This window comes from Allobosea sp. BK604 (genome assembly GCF_004341515.1).
In the GTDB taxonomy this organism is placed as follows: domain Bacteria; phylum Pseudomonadota; class Alphaproteobacteria; order Rhizobiales; family Beijerinckiaceae; genus Allobosea.
Genome location: NZ_SLZF01000013.1, coordinates 18,647 through 35,492 on the forward strand (window position 1 = coordinate 18,647; position 16,846 = coordinate 35,492).

General features: G+C 66.6%; 15 protein-coding genes. 12 read left to right on the top strand and 3 right to left on the bottom strand.

Annotated features, from left to right (window positions below; translation table 11 throughout):
• Positions 1–4: 4 nt before the first annotated feature.
• Positions 5–1,576 carry an acyl-CoA carboxylase subunit beta gene (locus tag EV560_RS31080; protein WP_131859737.1) on the bottom strand — a complete coding sequence of 524 codons (1,572 nt, stop codon included), beginning with the start codon at positions 1,574–1,576 and terminating at the stop codon, positions 5–7.
• Positions 1,577–1,783: 207 nt separating this feature from the next.
• Between EV560_RS31080 and EV560_RS31085 the strand changes: the two genes are divergently transcribed.
• From EV560_RS31085 to EV560_RS31100, 4 genes are all read left to right on the top strand, one after another.
• Entirely contained in the window at positions 1,784–2,962 is a 1,179-nt protein-coding gene (locus tag EV560_RS31085; RefSeq protein ID WP_131859738.1) for an acyl-CoA dehydrogenase family protein, read from the top strand.
• Positions 2,963–2,964: 2 nt separating this feature from the next.
• The gene (locus EV560_RS31090; protein WP_165923722.1) at positions 2,965–3,564 is read left to right on the top strand and encodes a TetR/AcrR family transcriptional regulator; all 600 of its coding nucleotides are present in this window, start codon (positions 2,965–2,967) and stop codon (positions 3,562–3,564) included.
• An 81-nt stretch (positions 3,565–3,645) separates the two neighbouring features.
• Complete coding sequence (locus tag EV560_RS31095; RefSeq protein WP_131859740.1) at positions 3,646–5,985, top strand: putative bifunctional diguanylate cyclase/phosphodiesterase; 2,340 nt, start codon at positions 3,646–3,648, stop codon at positions 5,983–5,985.
• 66 nt (positions 5,986–6,051) lie between these two features.
• Positions 6,052–7,104 (top strand): histone deacetylase family protein, encoded by a 1,053-nt coding sequence (locus EV560_RS31100; protein ID WP_131859741.1) that lies wholly within the window; start codon positions 6,052–6,054, stop codon positions 7,102–7,104.
• A gap of 102 nt (positions 7,105–7,206) precedes the next feature.
• Here the strand turns inward: EV560_RS31100 and EV560_RS31105 are convergent, their stop codons facing one another.
• A complete protein-coding gene (locus EV560_RS31105; RefSeq protein WP_131859742.1) occupies positions 7,207–8,763 on the bottom strand; it encodes an acetolactate synthase large subunit in 1,557 nt (518 codons plus the stop codon).
• A 265-nt stretch (positions 8,764–9,028) separates the two neighbouring features.
• Here EV560_RS31105 and EV560_RS31110 point away from each other — a divergent pair, with 265 nt between their 5' ends.
• From EV560_RS31110 to EV560_RS31125, 4 genes are read left to right on the top strand one after another with little or no spacing between them, the layout of a single operon-like run.
• Complete coding sequence (locus EV560_RS31110; RefSeq protein ID WP_131859905.1) at positions 9,029–9,970, top strand: ABC transporter substrate-binding protein; 942 nt, start codon at positions 9,029–9,031, stop codon at positions 9,968–9,970.
• Entirely contained in the window at positions 9,967–10,479 is a 513-nt protein-coding gene (locus EV560_RS31115; RefSeq protein ID WP_207908165.1) for a mismatch-specific DNA-glycosylase, read from the top strand. The genes EV560_RS31110 and EV560_RS31115 overlap by 4 nt, the downstream gene beginning before the upstream one ends.
• Positions 10,476–11,249 (top strand): ABC transporter permease, encoded by a 774-nt coding sequence (locus EV560_RS31120; protein WP_131859744.1) that lies wholly within the window; start codon positions 10,476–10,478, stop codon positions 11,247–11,249. The genes EV560_RS31115 and EV560_RS31120 overlap by 4 nt, the downstream gene beginning before the upstream one ends.
• On the top strand, positions 11,246–12,025 hold the full coding sequence (locus EV560_RS31125; RefSeq protein ID WP_165923723.1) for an ABC transporter ATP-binding protein: 780 nt from the start codon (positions 11,246–11,248) through the stop codon (positions 12,023–12,025). The genes EV560_RS31120 and EV560_RS31125 overlap by 4 nt, the downstream gene beginning before the upstream one ends.
• 50 nt (positions 12,026–12,075) lie before the next feature.
• Here the strand turns inward: EV560_RS31125 and EV560_RS31130 are convergent, their stop codons facing one another.
• Positions 12,076–12,639, bottom strand: a complete 564-nt coding sequence (locus tag EV560_RS31130) for a manganese efflux pump MntP (protein WP_131859745.1) — start codon at positions 12,637–12,639, stop codon at positions 12,076–12,078.
• Between the two features lie 327 nt (positions 12,640–12,966).
• Here EV560_RS31130 and EV560_RS31135 point away from each other — a divergent pair, with 327 nt between their 5' ends.
• The 4 genes from EV560_RS31135 (at position 12,967) to EV560_RS31150 (ending at position 16,811) form a co-directional block, all read left to right on the top strand.
• On the top strand, positions 12,967–13,716 hold the full coding sequence (locus EV560_RS31135) for a FadR/GntR family transcriptional regulator (protein ID WP_131859746.1): 750 nt from the start codon (positions 12,967–12,969) through the stop codon (positions 13,714–13,716).
• Positions 13,717–13,752: 36 nt separating this feature from the next.
• Entirely contained in the window at positions 13,753–14,724 is a 972-nt protein-coding gene (locus tag EV560_RS31140; RefSeq protein WP_131859747.1) for a sialic acid TRAP transporter substrate-binding protein SiaP, read from the top strand.
• An 89-nt stretch (positions 14,725–14,813) separates the two neighbouring features.
• On the top strand, positions 14,814–15,401 hold the full coding sequence (locus tag EV560_RS31145; RefSeq protein WP_131859748.1) for a TRAP transporter small permease: 588 nt from the start codon (positions 14,814–14,816) through the stop codon (positions 15,399–15,401).
• 3 nt (positions 15,402–15,404) lie between these two features.
• Positions 15,405–16,811 carry a TRAP transporter large permease gene (locus tag EV560_RS31150; RefSeq protein WP_131859749.1) on the top strand — a complete coding sequence of 469 codons (1,407 nt, stop codon included), beginning with the start codon at positions 15,405–15,407 and terminating at the stop codon, positions 16,809–16,811.
• The last annotated feature ends 35 nt before the right edge of the window (positions 16,812–16,846 follow it).

The following is a 16,846-nucleotide window of genomic DNA, read 5'->3' on the forward strand; positions in this document are numbered from 1 at the left end:
GCGATCACATCCGGTAGACGGGGCGGGGAGAGGTGTCGCGTGCTTCGCCGGCTGCGAGCGACAGGCACAGGCCGAGCACGTCGCGCGTCTGCGCCGGCTCGATGATGCCGTCATCCCAGAGCCGCGCCGTGGCGTAGTACGGGTCGCTCTGCTCCTCGAACTGCGCCCGCGTCCTGCGGTCGAGCTCGGCGATGGCCGCCTCGTCCGCGGCTCCCTTAAGGCTCTGGCGGCGCAGCTCGGTCACGACATTGGCGGCGACCTCCGGGCTCATCGTCGCGATGCGGGCATTGGGCCAGGAGAACAGGAAACGCGGCCGGAAGCCGCGCCCGCACATACCGTAATTGCCGGCGCCGTAGGAGCCGCCGATCAGCACCGTGTATTTCGGCACGCGCGCATTCGAGACGGCATAGACGAGCTTGGCCGAATGTTTTGCGATGCCGCCGCGCTCGGCCTCGGTGCCGACCATGAAGCCGGTGATGTTCTGCAGGAAGAGCAGCGGAATCTGGCGCTGGTCGCAGAGCTCGATGAAATGCGCGCCCTTCACCGCCGATTCCGAGAAGAGCACGCCGTTATTGGCGATGATCCCGACCGGATGGCCGTGGATGCGGGCAAAGCCCGTCACCAGCGTCGCGCCATAATCCGGCTTGAAGGCGGTGAAGGCGCTGTCGTCGACGATGCGCGCGAGCACCTCGCGCACGTCATAGGGCCGGCGCAGATCGGTGGGGACGATCTCTTCCAGCTCGGCCGCATCATGCTTCGGAGGCAGGGAGAGGTAGGGCGCCGGCGCCACCTTGCCGATCTCGCCGAGCGCGCCGACGATCTCGCGCAGCTTGGCGAGGCCCTCCATCTCGGTCTCGACCAGATGGTCGCTGACGCCGGAGACAAGGGTGTGCATCTCGGCGCCGCCCAAAGTCTCGCCGTCGACGATCTCGTTGATCGCGGCCTTCACGATCGGCGGCCCGCCGAGATGGATGCGGCCGGTGCCGCGCACCATGACCACCTCGTCCGACAGCGCCGGGATATAGGCGCCGCCCGCCGTGCAGCCGCCGAAGACCAGCGAGATCTGCGGGATGCCGGCCGCCGACATCCGGCACTGGTTGTAGAAGGAGCCGCCGAAATGGTCGCGGTCGGGGAAGACGCGGTCCTGCTCCGGCAGGAAGGCGCCGCCGCAATCGACCAGGTAGAGGCAGGGCAATCGGTGCTCCTCGGCGATCTCCTGCGCGCGCAGATGCTTGCGCACCGTCTCGGCGAAGAAGGAGCCGCCCTTCACGGTGGCGTCGTTGGCGATCAGCATGCAGGTGCGGCCCGCGACGATGCCGATGCCGGTGACGATGCCCGCGCCCGGCACCTCGTTGCCGTAGAGGCCCCAGGCAGCCAATGGCGAGAGCTCGAGGAAGGGCGTCTGCGGATCGAGCAGGAGGTCGATGCGCTCGCGCACCATGATCTTGCCGCGGCTTTCATGCCGCTCGCGCAGTTTCTGCCCACCGCCGGCCGCGACGAGAGCGTGGCGCTCGCGCAGGGTGGCGAGCATGTCCGAAAGGGGCGGCGGGGCGTTGGCTGCGATCGTGTCCGTCATGAATATCCGCTTCCCTTGAGCCGCCGGCCTTCGCCGTCATTCCAGCGTAGCGCAGCAATCCAGAAGGCCTCGCTCACCCGGTCCCCTGGGTTGCTTCGTCGGCTGCGCCGCCTCGCAATGACGACGCTTGAACCGCGCCGCCATTTCACCTACCGTCCGTTAGGTAGGCGTATCGGCGCCACAAGGTCAAGCCGCGGGAGAACGGACATGACAGCGCTCGAACAGTTCGCCGGAGAGGCACTGCGTCGCTCGCCCTATTTCAGCGAGGAGCATGAGGCGCTGCGCGACCAGGTCCGCCGCTTCGTCGAGAGCGAGATCAAGCCGCAGGCGCTTGCGTGGGAGGAGCAGGGCTTCGTGCCGCGCGCCGTCCTGGAGCGCATGGGCGAGCTCGGCTTCTTCGGCATCCGCTACCCGGCCGAGTACGGCGGCTCGGAAATGGATACGCTGGCGACCGTTGTGCTGGCGGAGGAGCTGGGGCGCTCGACCTTCTCCGGCGTCGCCATCACGGCGCTGGTTCACACCGACATGGCCTCGGTCCATGTCTTCAATGCCGGCAGCAAGGCGCAGCACGAGCGCTACATGCCTGACATCATCGCCGGGAAGACAATCTGCGCGGTCGCGGTCACCGAGCCCGATGCCGGCTCGGATGTGAAGGGCATCCGCACCACGGCGCGGCGCGAGGGCGATGCCTACGTGCTGAACGGCGCAAAGATGTTCATCACCAATGGCGTCCATGCCGACATCTACTGCGTCGCCGCCAAGACCGACCTCTCCGCAAAGCCTTCCCAATCGGTCTCGATCTTCCTGGTCGAGAAGGGCACGCCCGGCTTCAAGGTCTCGCGCGCGCTCGACAAGCATGGCTGGCGCTCGTCCGACACGGCCGAGCTCGTCTTCGAGGAGTGCCGCGTACCGGCTGAGAACCTGCTCGGCCAGGAGGGGCGCGGCTTCTATGCGATCATGCGCAACTTCCAGAACGAGCGCACCGTGATCGGCGCCATGGCGATCGGCGAGGCGCAGGCCGCGATTGACCTCACCCTCGACTATGTCCGCACCCGAAAAGCCTTCGGCGCAGCGCTATGGGAGAAGCAGGCGATAAGACAGAAGCTCGCCATGCTCGCGGCCAAGGTCGAGGCCGGGCGTCAGCTCGTCTATCACGCCGCCTGGATGGATGCGCAGGGCATGGAGGCCACCCGCGAAGTCTCGATGGTCAAGGCCTTCTGCGGCGAACTGGTCAACGAGGTGATGTATGCCTGCGTCCAGTTCCATGGCGGGATGGGCTTCATGCGCGAGAGCACGATCGAGCGCATGGCGCGCGACGCCCGCGTGCAATCGATCGGCGGCGGCGCCACCGAGGTGATGCTCGAAGAGGTCGCGAAGAGGCTGTGACGGTGCAGGCCGCCAAAGCGGAGCGCGACGCGGTCGAAGGCGGCTCGCGCCGGCTCATCCTCGACACGGCCGCGCGCCTGCTGCGTTCCGGCGGCTATCACCAGACCACCTTGCGCGAGATCGCCGAGGCCGTCGGCATCCGCAAGGCGAGCCTCTACTATCACTTCGCCTCGAAGGAGGAGATCGTCGAGGAGGTCGTCAACGATGGCGTGCGCTTCGTCCATCAGGCAGTCGTCGCGGCGCTCACCGAACACGCCGAGAGCACGCCCTACGCCCGGCTGGAGGCGGCGATCCGCGCCCATCTCACGGCGCTGCACGGCCATGGCGATTATACCTCCGCCAGCATCAAGGTCTTCACCTTCGGCGCGATGCCGGTGCCCGACAGCGTCCGGCAGGTTCGCCGAGCCTATGAGGAGGTCTGGCGCGAGCTGATCGCCGAATTGCAGCAGGCCGGTGCGCTCGCCGCCGAGCGCTCGCCCGAGGCGCTCAGGCTTTTCCTGCTCGGCGCGCTCAACGGCTCGACCGACTGGTACCGGCCCGGCCGCTTCGACATTGCTGAGTTGGCACAGGAATTCGCGGCTCTGATCGCGGCGAAGCGGTGATCGCTGCGGGTGGTTGCCGTTTTTTATGGCTGGCCGGCTTGTCTTAACCCCGCCTTGACCAACTCCGGTTGACGATGGGGCATGCAAGAGGAGCGCCTGCTCCGCTTCGGCGGTGAGTTTCGCGATACCGGACGGGAAGCGGCCTTCCAGGCCGCTCGCCTGCCCGAAACGCTGCGGCAATGCCGGCTCATCTTCCTGCTCTCGGCGCTGCTCAATGCGCTGTTCCTGATCAGCGACTGGCGCTTCTACGGCACGCCGCATTTCTTCGTTGCCGTGCCGGCGAGGCTGGGCGTCGTCTTCGTGTCGCTGGTCTGCATGCTGCTGATCCGCCGTGCCGCCAGCTTCAGGCAGGCCGAGGCCGTGACCCTGCTCTGGGAGGGCTTCGTCGCGGTCGGCGTCGCCTTCCTCGTCAGCTCCCGCAGCGACCTCGCGCTATTCGTCGTGATGCTGCTGCCATCGATCTTCTATCTGGTCGCGCCGATCTCGTTCCGGTGGACCCTGCTGTTCGGCGCCGCGACCAGCGTGCTGATGCTTGCCGGCTATCTCGGCTTCGGCCAGCTGCCGACGACCTTCATCGGGCTTGTGATGATCCTCGGCATGCTCAATGTCGCGCTCAGCCTCGTCGTGATCCATGCCAACCGGCTGCGCCGCGTCGAATGGCTCGCGACCCAGTCGGAGCGCGCCGCCAAGGAAGCGCTCGGCGAGAGCCGCGCCATGATCGAGCGGCTATTCATGGCGACGCCGATCCCGCTCGTCGTGATCTCGATGCTCGAAGGCCGCTTCATGCGGGTCAACGATGCCGCCTTGCGCTATCTCGGCCCGCGCGGCGCCACCGACCTGTCCGATATCACCGTGGCCGAGATGTTCGTCGATGAGGATAGCCGCCGCGCGCTCGTCCGGCAGTTGCAGAGCGCCGAGCATGTCGGCGAGTTCGAGGCCCGGATCAGGGCGGTCTCGGGCGAGAACCGCGACACGCTGATCACCGCGACCTCGCTTCAGGCCGCGGGCGACAATGCCATGGTCGTCGCCGGCATCGTCGACATCACCGAGCGCAAGGCGGCCGAGGCGCATGTGCGCTGGCAGGCGACGCATGACGCGCTGACCCGGCTGCCCAACCGCCTGCTCTTCCAGGAACGGTTGCAGCAGGCCGTCGGCGGTTTGGAAGCCGGCGGAGGCGTCGGTCTCTTCCTGATCGATCTCGACGATTTCAAATCGGTCAACGACACGCTCGGTCATGATGCCGGCGACGCCCTGCTGATCGAGGCCGCGGCGCGGCTCAGTCGCCATGTCGAGGCCGACGATCTGGTCGCCCGGCTCGGCGGCGACGAGTTTGTCGTGCTGACCCCCCATTCGCTCAGCCCGGCCGCGGCCCAGGCCAAGGCGGATCTCCTGCTCGCTGCCCTGCGCGCGCCGGTGGAGCATGCCGGCCAGATGATTTCCTCGCGCGCCAGCCTCGGCATCGCGCTGGCGCCGCAGCATGATCGCGATCCGGTCGAGCTGATGAAGGATGCCGATCTCGCGCTCTATCGCGCCAAGGCGCTGGGCCGGAATCTCGCGGTGATCTACGAGGCCGAGATGCGGGCCGCCATGAATACGCGCGTCGCGATCTGCCGCGAGATCGCCGGGGCGCTGGAACAGGACCGCATCCTGCCCTTCTACCAGCCGCAGATCGTGCTCGCGACCGGCGAGGTCGATGGGCTCGAGGCGCTCGCGCGCTGGAAGCACCCCGAGCGCGGCATCGTTCCGGCGGCCTCGTTCCAGCAGGCCCTGGAGGATCCCGAGACCTCGCAGGCCATTGGCGAGGCGATCCTGCGCAAGGCCATCGCGGATCTGCGTGAGTGGCAGGAGGCCGGGATCGAAGTGCCGCGCGTCTGGGTCAATCTCGCGCCGGGCATCTTCCGCGATCCCTATATGCCGCAACGCTTTCTTGCCCAGCTCGCCGCCGCCGGCGTGCCGCCCGCGAAATTCGGCGTCGAGGTCACCGAGACGGTGCTGCTCACCCGCAATGGCGGCGATGCCGAGCGGGCATTGAAGGCCCTGCGCGACAACGGCGTGCATGTCGCGCTCGATGATTTCGGCACTGGCTATGCCTCGTTGACGCATTTGCGCCGCCTACCGGTCGATCTGATCAAGATCGACCGCAGCTTCGTGCGGCATCTCGCCGAGGGTGGCGAGGATGCCGCGATCGTGCGCGCCATCATCAATCTCGCCGCCGATCTGAAGCTCGACGTCATCGCCGAGGGGGTCGAGACCCAGGAGCAGCAGGACTTCCTGCTGAAGCATGGCTGCGGCTTCGGGCAGGGCTATCGCTATTCGCGGCCCGTCGCCGGCAGCCGCGTGCCCTGGCTGATGCGGCAGGGCAGCCTGCTGCCGGCCGAGCCTGCCGCCAATGCAGGGCGGAGCGGCATCGCCGCGGCCTGACCGCGCCGCCATGGCTTGCTAGCATCTTCGTACGATTCAACGTTTCAGCCCGAGGAACGAGCCCGCATGCGCGCCTTCTATCACCCGGACCAGTCGCTCCACGATCCCCGGCAATATATGCGCTTCGGCCGCGTCGTCGCGCCGAAGGACCTGCCGGAACGGACGGAGCGCCTGCTCGGCGCGCTCGCCAGGCACGGCATCGCGCCGGAGCGGCCGGCGGCGCACGGCGTCGATCCGATCCTGAAGGTGCATAGCGCCGAGTTCGTCAGCTTCCTCGAGACCGCCTGGGCGCGCTGGCAGGACCTGCCGGCCGAGCGCGGCCCCGAGGTCTGGCCGAGCACCTTCCCCTATTGGAGCGGCCGTCCCGACGAGGACATGCGCCCGCCCTGCCGCCCGACGGGCTTCATCGGCCAGCTCGGCTGGTATCTCGGCGATCTTTCGGTGCCGATCGGCGAGCATTGCTGGACCTCGACCCTGCGCTCCTCCGAGACGGCGGTCTCCGGCGCCGATGCGATCCTGGCCGGGGAGCAGGCCGTCTATGCGCTCTGCCGTCCCTCGGGCCACCATGCCCGCGCCGATCGCGCCACCGGCTTCTGCTACATCAACAATACGGCGGTCGCGGCACAGCGTCTCCGCGAAAAATTCGACAAGGTCGCGATCCTCGACGTCGACGCCCATCACGGCGACGGCACGCAGCAGATCTTCTATCGGCGCCCCGATGTGCTGACGATCTCTGTCCATGCCGATCCGTCTAACTACTATCCGTTCTTCACCGGCTACGAGGACGAACGTGGCAACGGCCCGGGCGAGGGCTTCAACCTCAACCTGCCGCTTGTCCATGGCGCCGCGGGACCGGAGATGGAAGCGGCGGTCGACCGTGCCGGCCGCGCCATCCGCGAGTTCGGCGCTGAGGCGCTGGTCGTCGCACTCGGCTATGACGCCCACAAGGACGACCCGATCGGCGTGCTCAAGCTGGAGGCGCAGGATTTCGGCACGATCGGCGCCAGGGTGAAGGCGCTGCGCCTGCCGACGCTGGTCGTGCAGGAAGGTGGCTACGCGATCGAGGCGATCGGCGATTGCCTCGATGCGTTCCTGGGCGGCTTCATCGACACGGAATGAAGGGTGTCATCCCGTGCGCGCTGCGGCGCGGAGTGCCGCTGCGCAGAGTCCCGCATCTGCGCAGCAGCATTGCATGCCGCTGCGCGTGCGGGATGACGCGCCTCAGATCACCGCCTCGATCAGGAACGGCCCCTTCCGCGACAGCGCGCCCTTGAACAGCTTGACGAATTCCTCCGCCGTGCGCGCCCGCCCGGCCTCGACGCCCATGCCTTGCGCCATCCCGACCCAGTCCAGAGCCGGCTCGTCGAGATTGAGCATCTGCTTGGCGTTGCGCCCGAAATCATTGACGCCGACGGCGCGCATCTCCCCATGCAGGATCGCGTAGGTCCGGTTGGCGAAGACCACCGTGACGATGTCGAGATTCTCGCGCGCCTGCGTCCACAGGCCCTGGAGCGTGTACATGCCGGAGCCGTCGGCCTGCATGCCGACGACCTTGCGGTCGGGGCAGGCCACCGCAGCGCCGACGCAAAGCGGGATGCCGATGCCGATCGCGCCGCCTGTGATCTGCAGATAGTCGTGCTGCGGCGCGTCCGCGCACATCTCGTAGAAGACGCGACCGGACGAGACCGATTCGTCGCAGATGATGCTGTTCTCGGGCAGCAGCTTGGCAACCAGCGTGCAGACCTTGTCGGCGTCGAGATCGCCGCTCGGCAGGGCCTGCTCGGCGCTGCGGGGCTTCGCGATATTGGCCGGTGCGAACTTGCGGGCGCCAAGCTCGTCGGCGAGCGCGTCGAGCGTGCCCGGCAGGTCGTCGCCGGGCTGGGCCAGCGTCACCACCTCGCAGGAATCCGGGATCAGCCGGCTCGGCTTGCCCGGATAGGCGAAGAACGCGACCGGCGCCTTGGCCCCGATCAGGACGAGGACATCGATCTCTCTGAGGAGGTCGAGCGCCATGTCGACGGGGTAGGGCACCTTTGACAAGGCAACGCGCCCGGCGCCGCGCTCGGTACGGCCGTTCGACATCTGGCTGAGCATCCGGCTGCCGGTTGCGGCGCAGATCCGGGCGGCGGTCTCCAGCGGCTTCTCGCGCAGCGCCGAGCCGGTCAGCATGATCGCGGCGCGGCTGCCATGCTTGCGCAGGGCCTGCGCGGCCGCGCGGATCGCGTCGGCCTCGACGGCCTTCGGCTTCGGGACCTCGGTCTTCACGAGCCTCGCCGGCTCGACGCTGCCCCAGGCGCAATCGGCCGGCAGGATCACGGTGGTCACGCCGGGGAGCGACAGCGAGGCGGCATAGGCCTCGCCGATCGCCGGGCCGACATCCTCGGCCGAGGCGATGCGCCGGACGAAATGCGACATCGGCTGGGCCAGGCTCTCGATGTCGCTGGTCAGCGGCGCGTCATGCTCGAGATGATAGGTCGCGTGGTCGCCGACCACATTGATCATCGGCGTGCGGGCGCGTCTGGCATTGTGCATGTTGGCGAGCGCGTTCGCCATGCCGGGCCCGCAATGCAGCAGGGTCGCCGCCGGCTTGTCGGCCATGCGGGCATAGCCGTCGGCCGCCGCCGTCACCACGCCCTCGAACAGCCCGAGCACGCAGCGCATCTGCGGCTTGCGGTCGAGCGCCGCGACGAAATGCATTTCGGATGTGCCGGGATTGGCGAAGCAGACATCCACGCCGTTGACGAGAAGCGTGTCGCACAGGCGGTCGGCGCCGTTCATGCTGGAGACCTCGAGAGAATGCGCGGCGCGCAGGAAGGGCCTTGAGGGGAACGGATGCACTCCCTCATGTCAAACAAGAGAATGTTATCGCCTTCGTTCATGGCGCTGATCGCCGCCTTGACGGTTTTGCATATGCATTTAACCTGATCTGGAACGAAGGTTGCATCTTGCCGGCGATGCGATTGCGATAGGCTCCGCCTCCGGAACTGATGCAACAAGAGCAGGGGAACGACTCGTCATGACAGGTTTGAAGCGTATCGGAGCGATGGCCGGCCTCGGCCTCGCCGCCTTCCTCGCGGCCGGCGCGGCCCAGGCGCAAACGAAGGTCTCGATCGGTATTTCCGGCTGGACCGGCTTCGCGCCGCTGGTGCTGGCCAAGGAGGCCGGGATCTTCGCCAGGAACGGCCTCGACGTCACCATCAAGAAGATCCCGCAGAAGGACCGTCACCTCGCCATCGCCTCAGGCGACATCCAATGCGCCGCGACCACGGTCGAGACCTGGATCGTCTGGGACGCAGCCGGCATCAAGACCAAGCAGATCTTCCAGCTCGACAAGAGCTACGGCGCCGACGGCATGGCTGTGCGCAGCGCGACGGGCTCGATCAAGGACCTGAAGGGCAAGACCGTCGCCGCCTCGGCGCCCGGCACCTCGCCTTATTTCGCGCTCGCCTGGTTCCTCAAGGAAAACGGAATGTCCGTGAAGGACGTGACCGTGGTCAACATGGAGCCGGGCCCGGCCGCGCAGGCCTTCATCGCCGGACAGAACGACGCGGCCATGACCTACGAGCCCTATCTCTCGGCCGTGCGCGAGAAGCCGGATGCCGGCAAGATCATCGCCACCACGCTCGACTACCCGATGGTGATGGACACGTTCGGCTGCACCCCGGCCTTCCTCACGGCCAATGACGCTGCTGCCAAGGCGCTGACCAAGAGCTATTTCGAGGCGCTCGAGATGATCAAGGCTGAGAAGGACAAGGCCTATGGCATCATGGGTGCCGACGTGAAGCAGACCGGCGAACAGTTCGGCAAGTCGGCGGGCTACCTGCGCTGGTCGGATGCGGAGGGAAACAAGAAATTCTTCTCCGGCGAATGGCAGGCCTTCACCGCCAAGGCGGCCGACCTGCTGCTCGAGATCGGGCTGATCAAGGCGAAGCCGGAGATCAACTCGCTGGTCGAGCCGAAATACGTCGCTGGCGGCGCGATGTGACGATCCTGCCGGACGTCGTCGGGCCAGGCCTGGGGATCGTCTTTTGCGGAACGCAGGCCGGGCGTGTCTCGGCCTTGCGCCGCGCCTATTATGCCGGGCCGGGGAACAAGTTCTGGGGCGTGCTGCACGCCGTCGGGCTGGTTCCCCGCCAGTTGCGGCCAGAGGATTATCCTGAACTGCTCGAACATGGCTTCGGCCTCACCGATGTCGCCAAGGCGACCTCGGGCCCGGATGCCGCGCTCGTGAGGGCTCATTTCGATGTCGAAGGATTTCTGATGAAGATGCGCGCGGCGGCTCCGGCCTTCATCGCGTTCAACGGCAAGCGGGCAGCGCAGGCGGCGCTCGGTCTGCCCGCGCCGATGCTCTCCTATGGCAGGCAGGCGATCGATGTCGCCGGCTGCACGGCTTTCGTGCTGCCCTCGACCTCCGGCGCTGCCTCGGGCTTCTGGTCGATCGAGCCGTGGCACGAGCTCGCCGCCGCCTGGCGAGCGGAGAGGGGACAGCAGTGAAGCTCCTCCAGCCGGTCTCCGCCCCGTCCCGCATCGGGCTCGGGCTCGCCTTCTTCGCGCTCTTCGTCGCGCTCTGGTCGGTCGCGACCTTCGGCGGCTTTGTCCAGAAGCTGTTCCTGGCCGATCCGCTGACCATGCTCGGGGAGGGCTACAACCTTCTCGTCCGCTACGGCTTCTCCTTCGATATCGCCATGACGATCTGGCGCGTCGTCGGCGGCTTCATCCTGGCGGTCATCGTCGCGCTGCCGCTCGGCATCCTGATGGGCGCCTACAAGCCGATCGAGGCCTTCTTCGAGCCCTTCGTCTCCTTCGCGCGCTATTTGCCGGCTTCGGCCTTCATCCCGCTGCTGATCCTCTGGGCCGGCATCGGCGAGGCGCAGAAGCTCCTCGTCATCTTCATCGGCTCGGTCTTCCAGCTCATCCTGATGATCGCGGTCGCGGTCGGCTCGATCCGGCGCGACCTCGTCGATGCCGCCTATACGCTCGGCGCCGGCGACCGCTCGGTGGTGATGCGCGTGCTCCTGCCGAACGCCGCCCCGGAGATCGCCGAGATCCTGCGCATGGTCCTCGGCTGGGCCTGGACCTATGTCATCGTCGCCGAGCTGATCGGCTCCTCCTCCGGCATCGGCCATATGATCACCGACAGCCAGGCGCTGCTGAATACCGGGCAGATCATCTTCGGCATCATCGTCATCGGGCTGATCGGCCTGATCTCGGATTTCCTGTTCAAGGCGGTCAACCAGCGCCTGTTTCCCTGGGCCGCGAAATGAGCAAGCTCGTCATCGATCAGGTCGGAAAATCCTTCCCGGCGCGCCATGGCGGCCAGGCGACGCGCGCCTTGCTGCCGACCTCGCTCAGCGTCGCCGACAACGACTTCATCACCATTCTCGGCCCCTCCGGCTGTGGGAAATCCACGCTGCTGCGCATGGTCGGAGGGCTGGAGACCCCGACCGAAGGGCGCATCCTGCTCGATGGCGAACCCGTCTCGGGGCCGGGCGCCGATCGCGGCTTCGTCTTCCAGAGCTATACGCTCTTCCCCTGGCTCACGGTGGCCCAGAACATCGCCTTCGGCCTGCGCGAGAAGGGCGTGGCGGAGGGCGAGCGCCTGCGCATCGCCGCCGACTGGGCCGGGCGCATCGGCCTCAGGGGCTTCGAGAATCACTATCCCAAGCAGCTCTCGGGCGGCATGCAGCAGCGCACGGCGATCGCCCGCGCGCTCGCCAATGATCCAAAGATCCTGCTGCTCGACGAGCCTTTCGGTGCGCTCGACAACCAGACCCGCGCCCTGATGCAGGAGATGCTGCTCGGCATCTGGGAGCGCGAGCGCAAGACGGTGCTCTTCGTCACCCATGATGTCGAGGAAGCGATCTTCATGGCCTCACGCGTCGTGGTGATCAGCGCCCGGCCGGGCCGGATCAAGGCCGACATCCCGGTCGACCTGCCGCATCCGCGCCCCTACACCATCAAGACGACGCCGGATTTCGTCGCGCTGAAGGAGCGGCTGGTCGAGGAGATCCGGGCCGAGGTGATGGCGAGCGCGGCCTGATCTGCACCGACGGCTGGCAGGGGCCACGAGCTCGCCACGCTCGGATACGCCTACGCCGTCAGATGCGCGTGCAGGATCGAGAGCCCGAGCCCGATCAGCGCCACGCCGCCGGCGATCTCGGCCCAGCGGCCGAAGCGCGCGCCGATGAAGCGCCCCATCAGCATGCCGCTCGTCGACATCAGGAAGGTGGCGAAGCCGATCGCCGCCGCGACGATCGCGATGTTCACGTCGAGGAAGGCGAGCGAGACGCCGATCGCCATCGCATCGATGCTGGTGCCGACCGCAGTCGCGAGCAGCACGCCGAAGCTGCGCGGCGGGGCTGCCTCGGCCTGCTCCCCGCTGTTCCGCAGCGCGTGCAGCACCATCCGCCCGCCGACGATCCCGAGCAGCAGGAAGGCGATCCAGTGATCGACCGCCGCGACATAGCGGCTGGCCGCCAGTCCGAAAGCCCAGCCGACAAGTGGCGTGATCGTCTCCACGATGCCGAAGACGAGCCCGGTGCGCAGCGCCTCGGTGACCTTGGCGCGCTGCAGATTCGCTCCGCGGCCGATCGAGGCGAGGAAGGCGTCGATCGACATGCCGACGGCAAGGACCGCGATGGAAGCAGGGGACATGTCGCCATTCCGTCTGGAGCCGCAGAAGAACTGCGCGGACCAACCGGGTGCAGCCGGCCGATGCGCGGCGCAGGCTTAGTTCATTGCCCCGCGGAAAGTCAAGAAACTCAAATAAATCAAATACTTATAAATGAGAAGCATTTGCATTGCGGCGCCGTCCGGCGAATGCCGATGCCGAAAGGCTCGGCGGTTGAACCTTAGGCTAAGCCGCCTCTCCGTTGACAAGCCTCCGGTATGGTGGTTCGTTCTCGCTCAATTGGCCTGACCACATGGCCAAATGGAACTCGGCGCAAACCGAGGCAGGAAACGGGTCCCGGGGAGTGAAACGTGCCGCTCGAAGCCGTCGAGTCGCCACGCCTTTATCGCCAGATTGCCGACCAGCTCCGCCATCTCATCGATCGGCGCGAGTTCCCGGTTGGCGGCCGCCTGCCGCCTGAACGCGAGCTCGCCGAGAAGCTCGGCGTCTCCCGCCCCTCCGTGCGCGAGGCGCTGATCGCGCTCGAGGTCGAGGGTCGTGTGCGCATCCGCATGGGTTCGGGCGTCTACGTGACCGAGGCGCCGCGACCCAGGCCGGTCGAGCCTGCCGACCTGCCGGATGGTCCCTTCGAGGTGCTCAAGGCCCGCGAGATCGTCGAGAGCGCGGTCTGTGCCGAAGCAGGCGGCCAGGCAGCAGCGCAGGACATCGCCGCGCTCGACGAGATTCTCACGCAGATGGAGGCGCCGGGCCTCTCCGGCGACGAACTGATCGCATTCGACCGCGCCTTCCATGTCGCGATCGCCGCGATCCTCGGCAATGCCGTGCTGGCGCGCTTCGTGGGGGATCTGTTCGACCAGCGCGTCAACCCGTATTTTCAGCAGCTCGCGAGCTATTTCGAGAACGACGCCTCCTGGCGCGAGGCCTTTGGCGAACACCGCGCCATCCGCGATGCGATCGCGTCGGGCTTGGGCAACGAGGCGCGAGAGGCGATGCGCCGGCATCTGAAACAATCGCAGGAGCGCTTCTCGCAGAGCTTCGGCGATGGACGTGCTGCAAGCGGACCGGAGAGCGTCGACGCCGGTCCGGCAGGCAAGAACTGACGCGAAACCAATGCTTTTCACAACGGGAGGATATCGATGAAGAAGTATTTCGCTCTCGCCGCCGCGGCGGCCGCGCTGATGATCGCCGGCGCGCCGGCCCAGGCCCAGACCAAGCTGAAATGGGCCCATGTCTACGAGACCTCCGAGCCGTTCCACACCGAGTCGGTCTGGGCCGCCGAGGAGATCAAGAAGCGCACCAACGGCAAGTACGAGATCACGGTCTATCCGGCCTCGCAGCTCGGCAAGGAGACCGACATCAACCAGGGCCTGACGCTCGGCACGGTCGACATGATCATCTCGGGCTCGAGCTTCGCCGCCCGCTCCTATCCGCCGATCGGCGTGACCTATTATCCGTTCATCTTCCGCGGCCCGGAGCACCTGCTCGCCTATACCAAGAGCGACGTCTTCAAGGAGATGGCCAAGGGCTATCAGGAGAAGACCGGCCACCAGATCCTGGCCGTGACCTATTACGGCACGCGCCACACCACCTCGAACAAGCCGATCAAGACCTGCGCCGACATGAAGGGCCTGAAGATCCGCGTGCCGGACGTGCCCGCCTATCTCGCCATGCCGCGCGCCTGCGGCGCCAACACCGCGCCGATCGCCTTCGCCGAGGTCTATCTCGCGCTGCAGAACGGCACGGTCGAGGCGCAGGAGAACCCGCTCAACACGATCGACGCCAAGAAGTTCTACGAGGTGCAGAAGCACATCATCCTGACCGGCCACATCGTCGACCATCTCAACACGGTCGTCGCCAAGCAGCTCTGGGACAAGCTCTCGCCTGAGGATCGCAAGATCTTCTCCGACGTCGCCATGGAGGCGGCCGAGCGCGCCACCAAGAAGATCCAGGATGACGAGACCAAGCTTGTCCAGGTCTTCAAGGATCGCGGCCTGACCGTCAGCGAGATCGACAAGGCCGACTTCCTTGCCAACGTGCAGAAGAACGTCTCCTTCGAGCAGTACGGCTATCGCAAGTCGGACTGGGAGCGCATCCAGGCGATCAAGTGATCCCGCACTGACTTGAGCTTCGCCCGGCGGCTTTGGCCGCCGGGCTTCTCCTATATCGGCCGCAGGGCCGCCCAGCACCGAGGTCAGCCGTGAACCAGAGCACGACGACGCAGGAAATCCATACCCAGGTCACCAGCGAGGAGATCGCCCACGTCTTCGACGAGGCGCCGCCGCCGGCCGATCTCAGCGTCTACGGCATCGAGGACTGGGTCACGCTCGCCGCCTTCTGGCTGATGGTCGGCTGTGTCGTGCTGCAATTCTTCACGCGCTACGTGCTCAACGATTCCTTCGCCTGGACTGAGGAGATCGCGATCTACGCATTGGTCGTCGTCGTCTTCCTCGGCTCCGCGCTCTGCGTGCGCGCCTCGCGACACATCCAGGTCGATTTCATCTACCGCTACGTCTCGAAGGGCGTCGGCCGCGCGCTATCGACCTTCGTCGACATCGTCCGCATCGGCTTCTTCGGCTACGGCACCTGGCTGATGTACAAATATTCCTCGCTCATCCCCGACGAGATGATGACGACGATCAACTTCCCGAAATCGATCGTCTTCAATGCCGTGCTCCTCGCCTTCGCCATCATGACGATCCGCGCGATCATCGTCGCCTGGCAGAACCTGCGGCGCGGCTACTCCGTCCTCGAGAATCCCGCGGCCTTCGACGGCTCGGAGGCCTGATCCATGCTCATCCTGCTCGGTACCTTCCTTGGCCTGATGATCCTCGGCGTGCCCGTGGCGATCTCGATGGCCGTCGCCTCGCTCGTCTTCATCGTCGCCACCGGCACCGTTCCCGACGTCATCCTGGCGCAGCGCATGATCGCCGGCGTCGAGAGCTTCCCGCTGCTCGCCGTGCCCTTCTTCATCCTGGCCGGCAACCTGATGAACATCGCCGGCGTCACCGGCCGCATCTATTCCTTCGCGGTCGCGCTCGTCGGCTGGATGCGCGGCGGCCTGGCTCAGGTCAACATCATCGGCTCGGTGATCTTCTCCGGCATGTCCGGCACCGCGATCGCGGATGCTGCCGGCATCGGCACGATCGAGATCAAGGCGATGAAGGACCACGGCTACCCGGCCGATGTCGCCGTCGGCGTCACCGCCGCCTCCGCCACGCTCGGCCCGATCATCCCGCCATCGCTGCCCTTCGTCATCTACGGCATGATGGCGAACACCTCGATCGGCGCGCTCTTTCTCGGCGGCGTCATCCCCGGCGTCGTGATGACGCTGTTCATGATGGGCACCGTCTGGATCTTCGCCCGCCTGCGCAACTGGGGCTCGGACACGGTCTTCTCCTGGCGCCAGCTCGGCTCGGCCGGGTTCGAGGTCGTCGTCGTCTTCGCCTTCCCGCTGCTGGCCTATGGGCTGGTCTGGGCCGGGCTCGACGTCAACATCGCGATCGGCCTCGCGCTCGCCGTGCTCCTGGCGCTGGATTATTACTTCAACTTCTCGGCGGTGATGGCGCTGATGACGCCGGTCATCCTGATCGGCGGCATGACCATGGGCTGGTTCACGCCGACCGAGGCCGCCGCCGCCGCGGTGATCTGGTCGCTCTTCCTCGGCCTTGTGCGCTATCGCTCGATGACGATGCGGACCCTGACCAAGGCGACCTTCGACACGATCGAGACCACCGCCTCCGTGCTCTTCATCGTCACGGCCGCCTCGATCTTCGCCTGGCTGCTGACGGTCTCGAACACCGCTCAGATCCTCTCGGACCTGATCCTCGGCTTCACCCAGAACAAATGGGTGTTCCTGATCCTGGTGAACCTGCTGCTGCTGTTCATCGGCTGCTTCCTCGACACGATCGCTGCGATCACCATCGTCGTGCCGATCCTGCTGCCGATCGCGCTCAAGCTCGGCGTCGATCCGATCCATTTCGGCCTGATCATGACGCTGAACCTGATGATCGGCCTGCTTCACCCGCCGCTCGGCATGGTGCTCTTCGTGCTCTCGCGCGTCGCCAAGCTCTCGGTCGAGCAGACCACCATGGCGATCCTGCCCTGGCTGGTGCCGCTCTTCCTTGCGCTGTTCGCGATCACCTTCATTCCCGAGCTGACGCTCTGGCTGCCGCGGACGATGGGGATGCTTCGCTAACGGGCGGGCGGATCGGCTTGAGCCGGGCGGGGAGA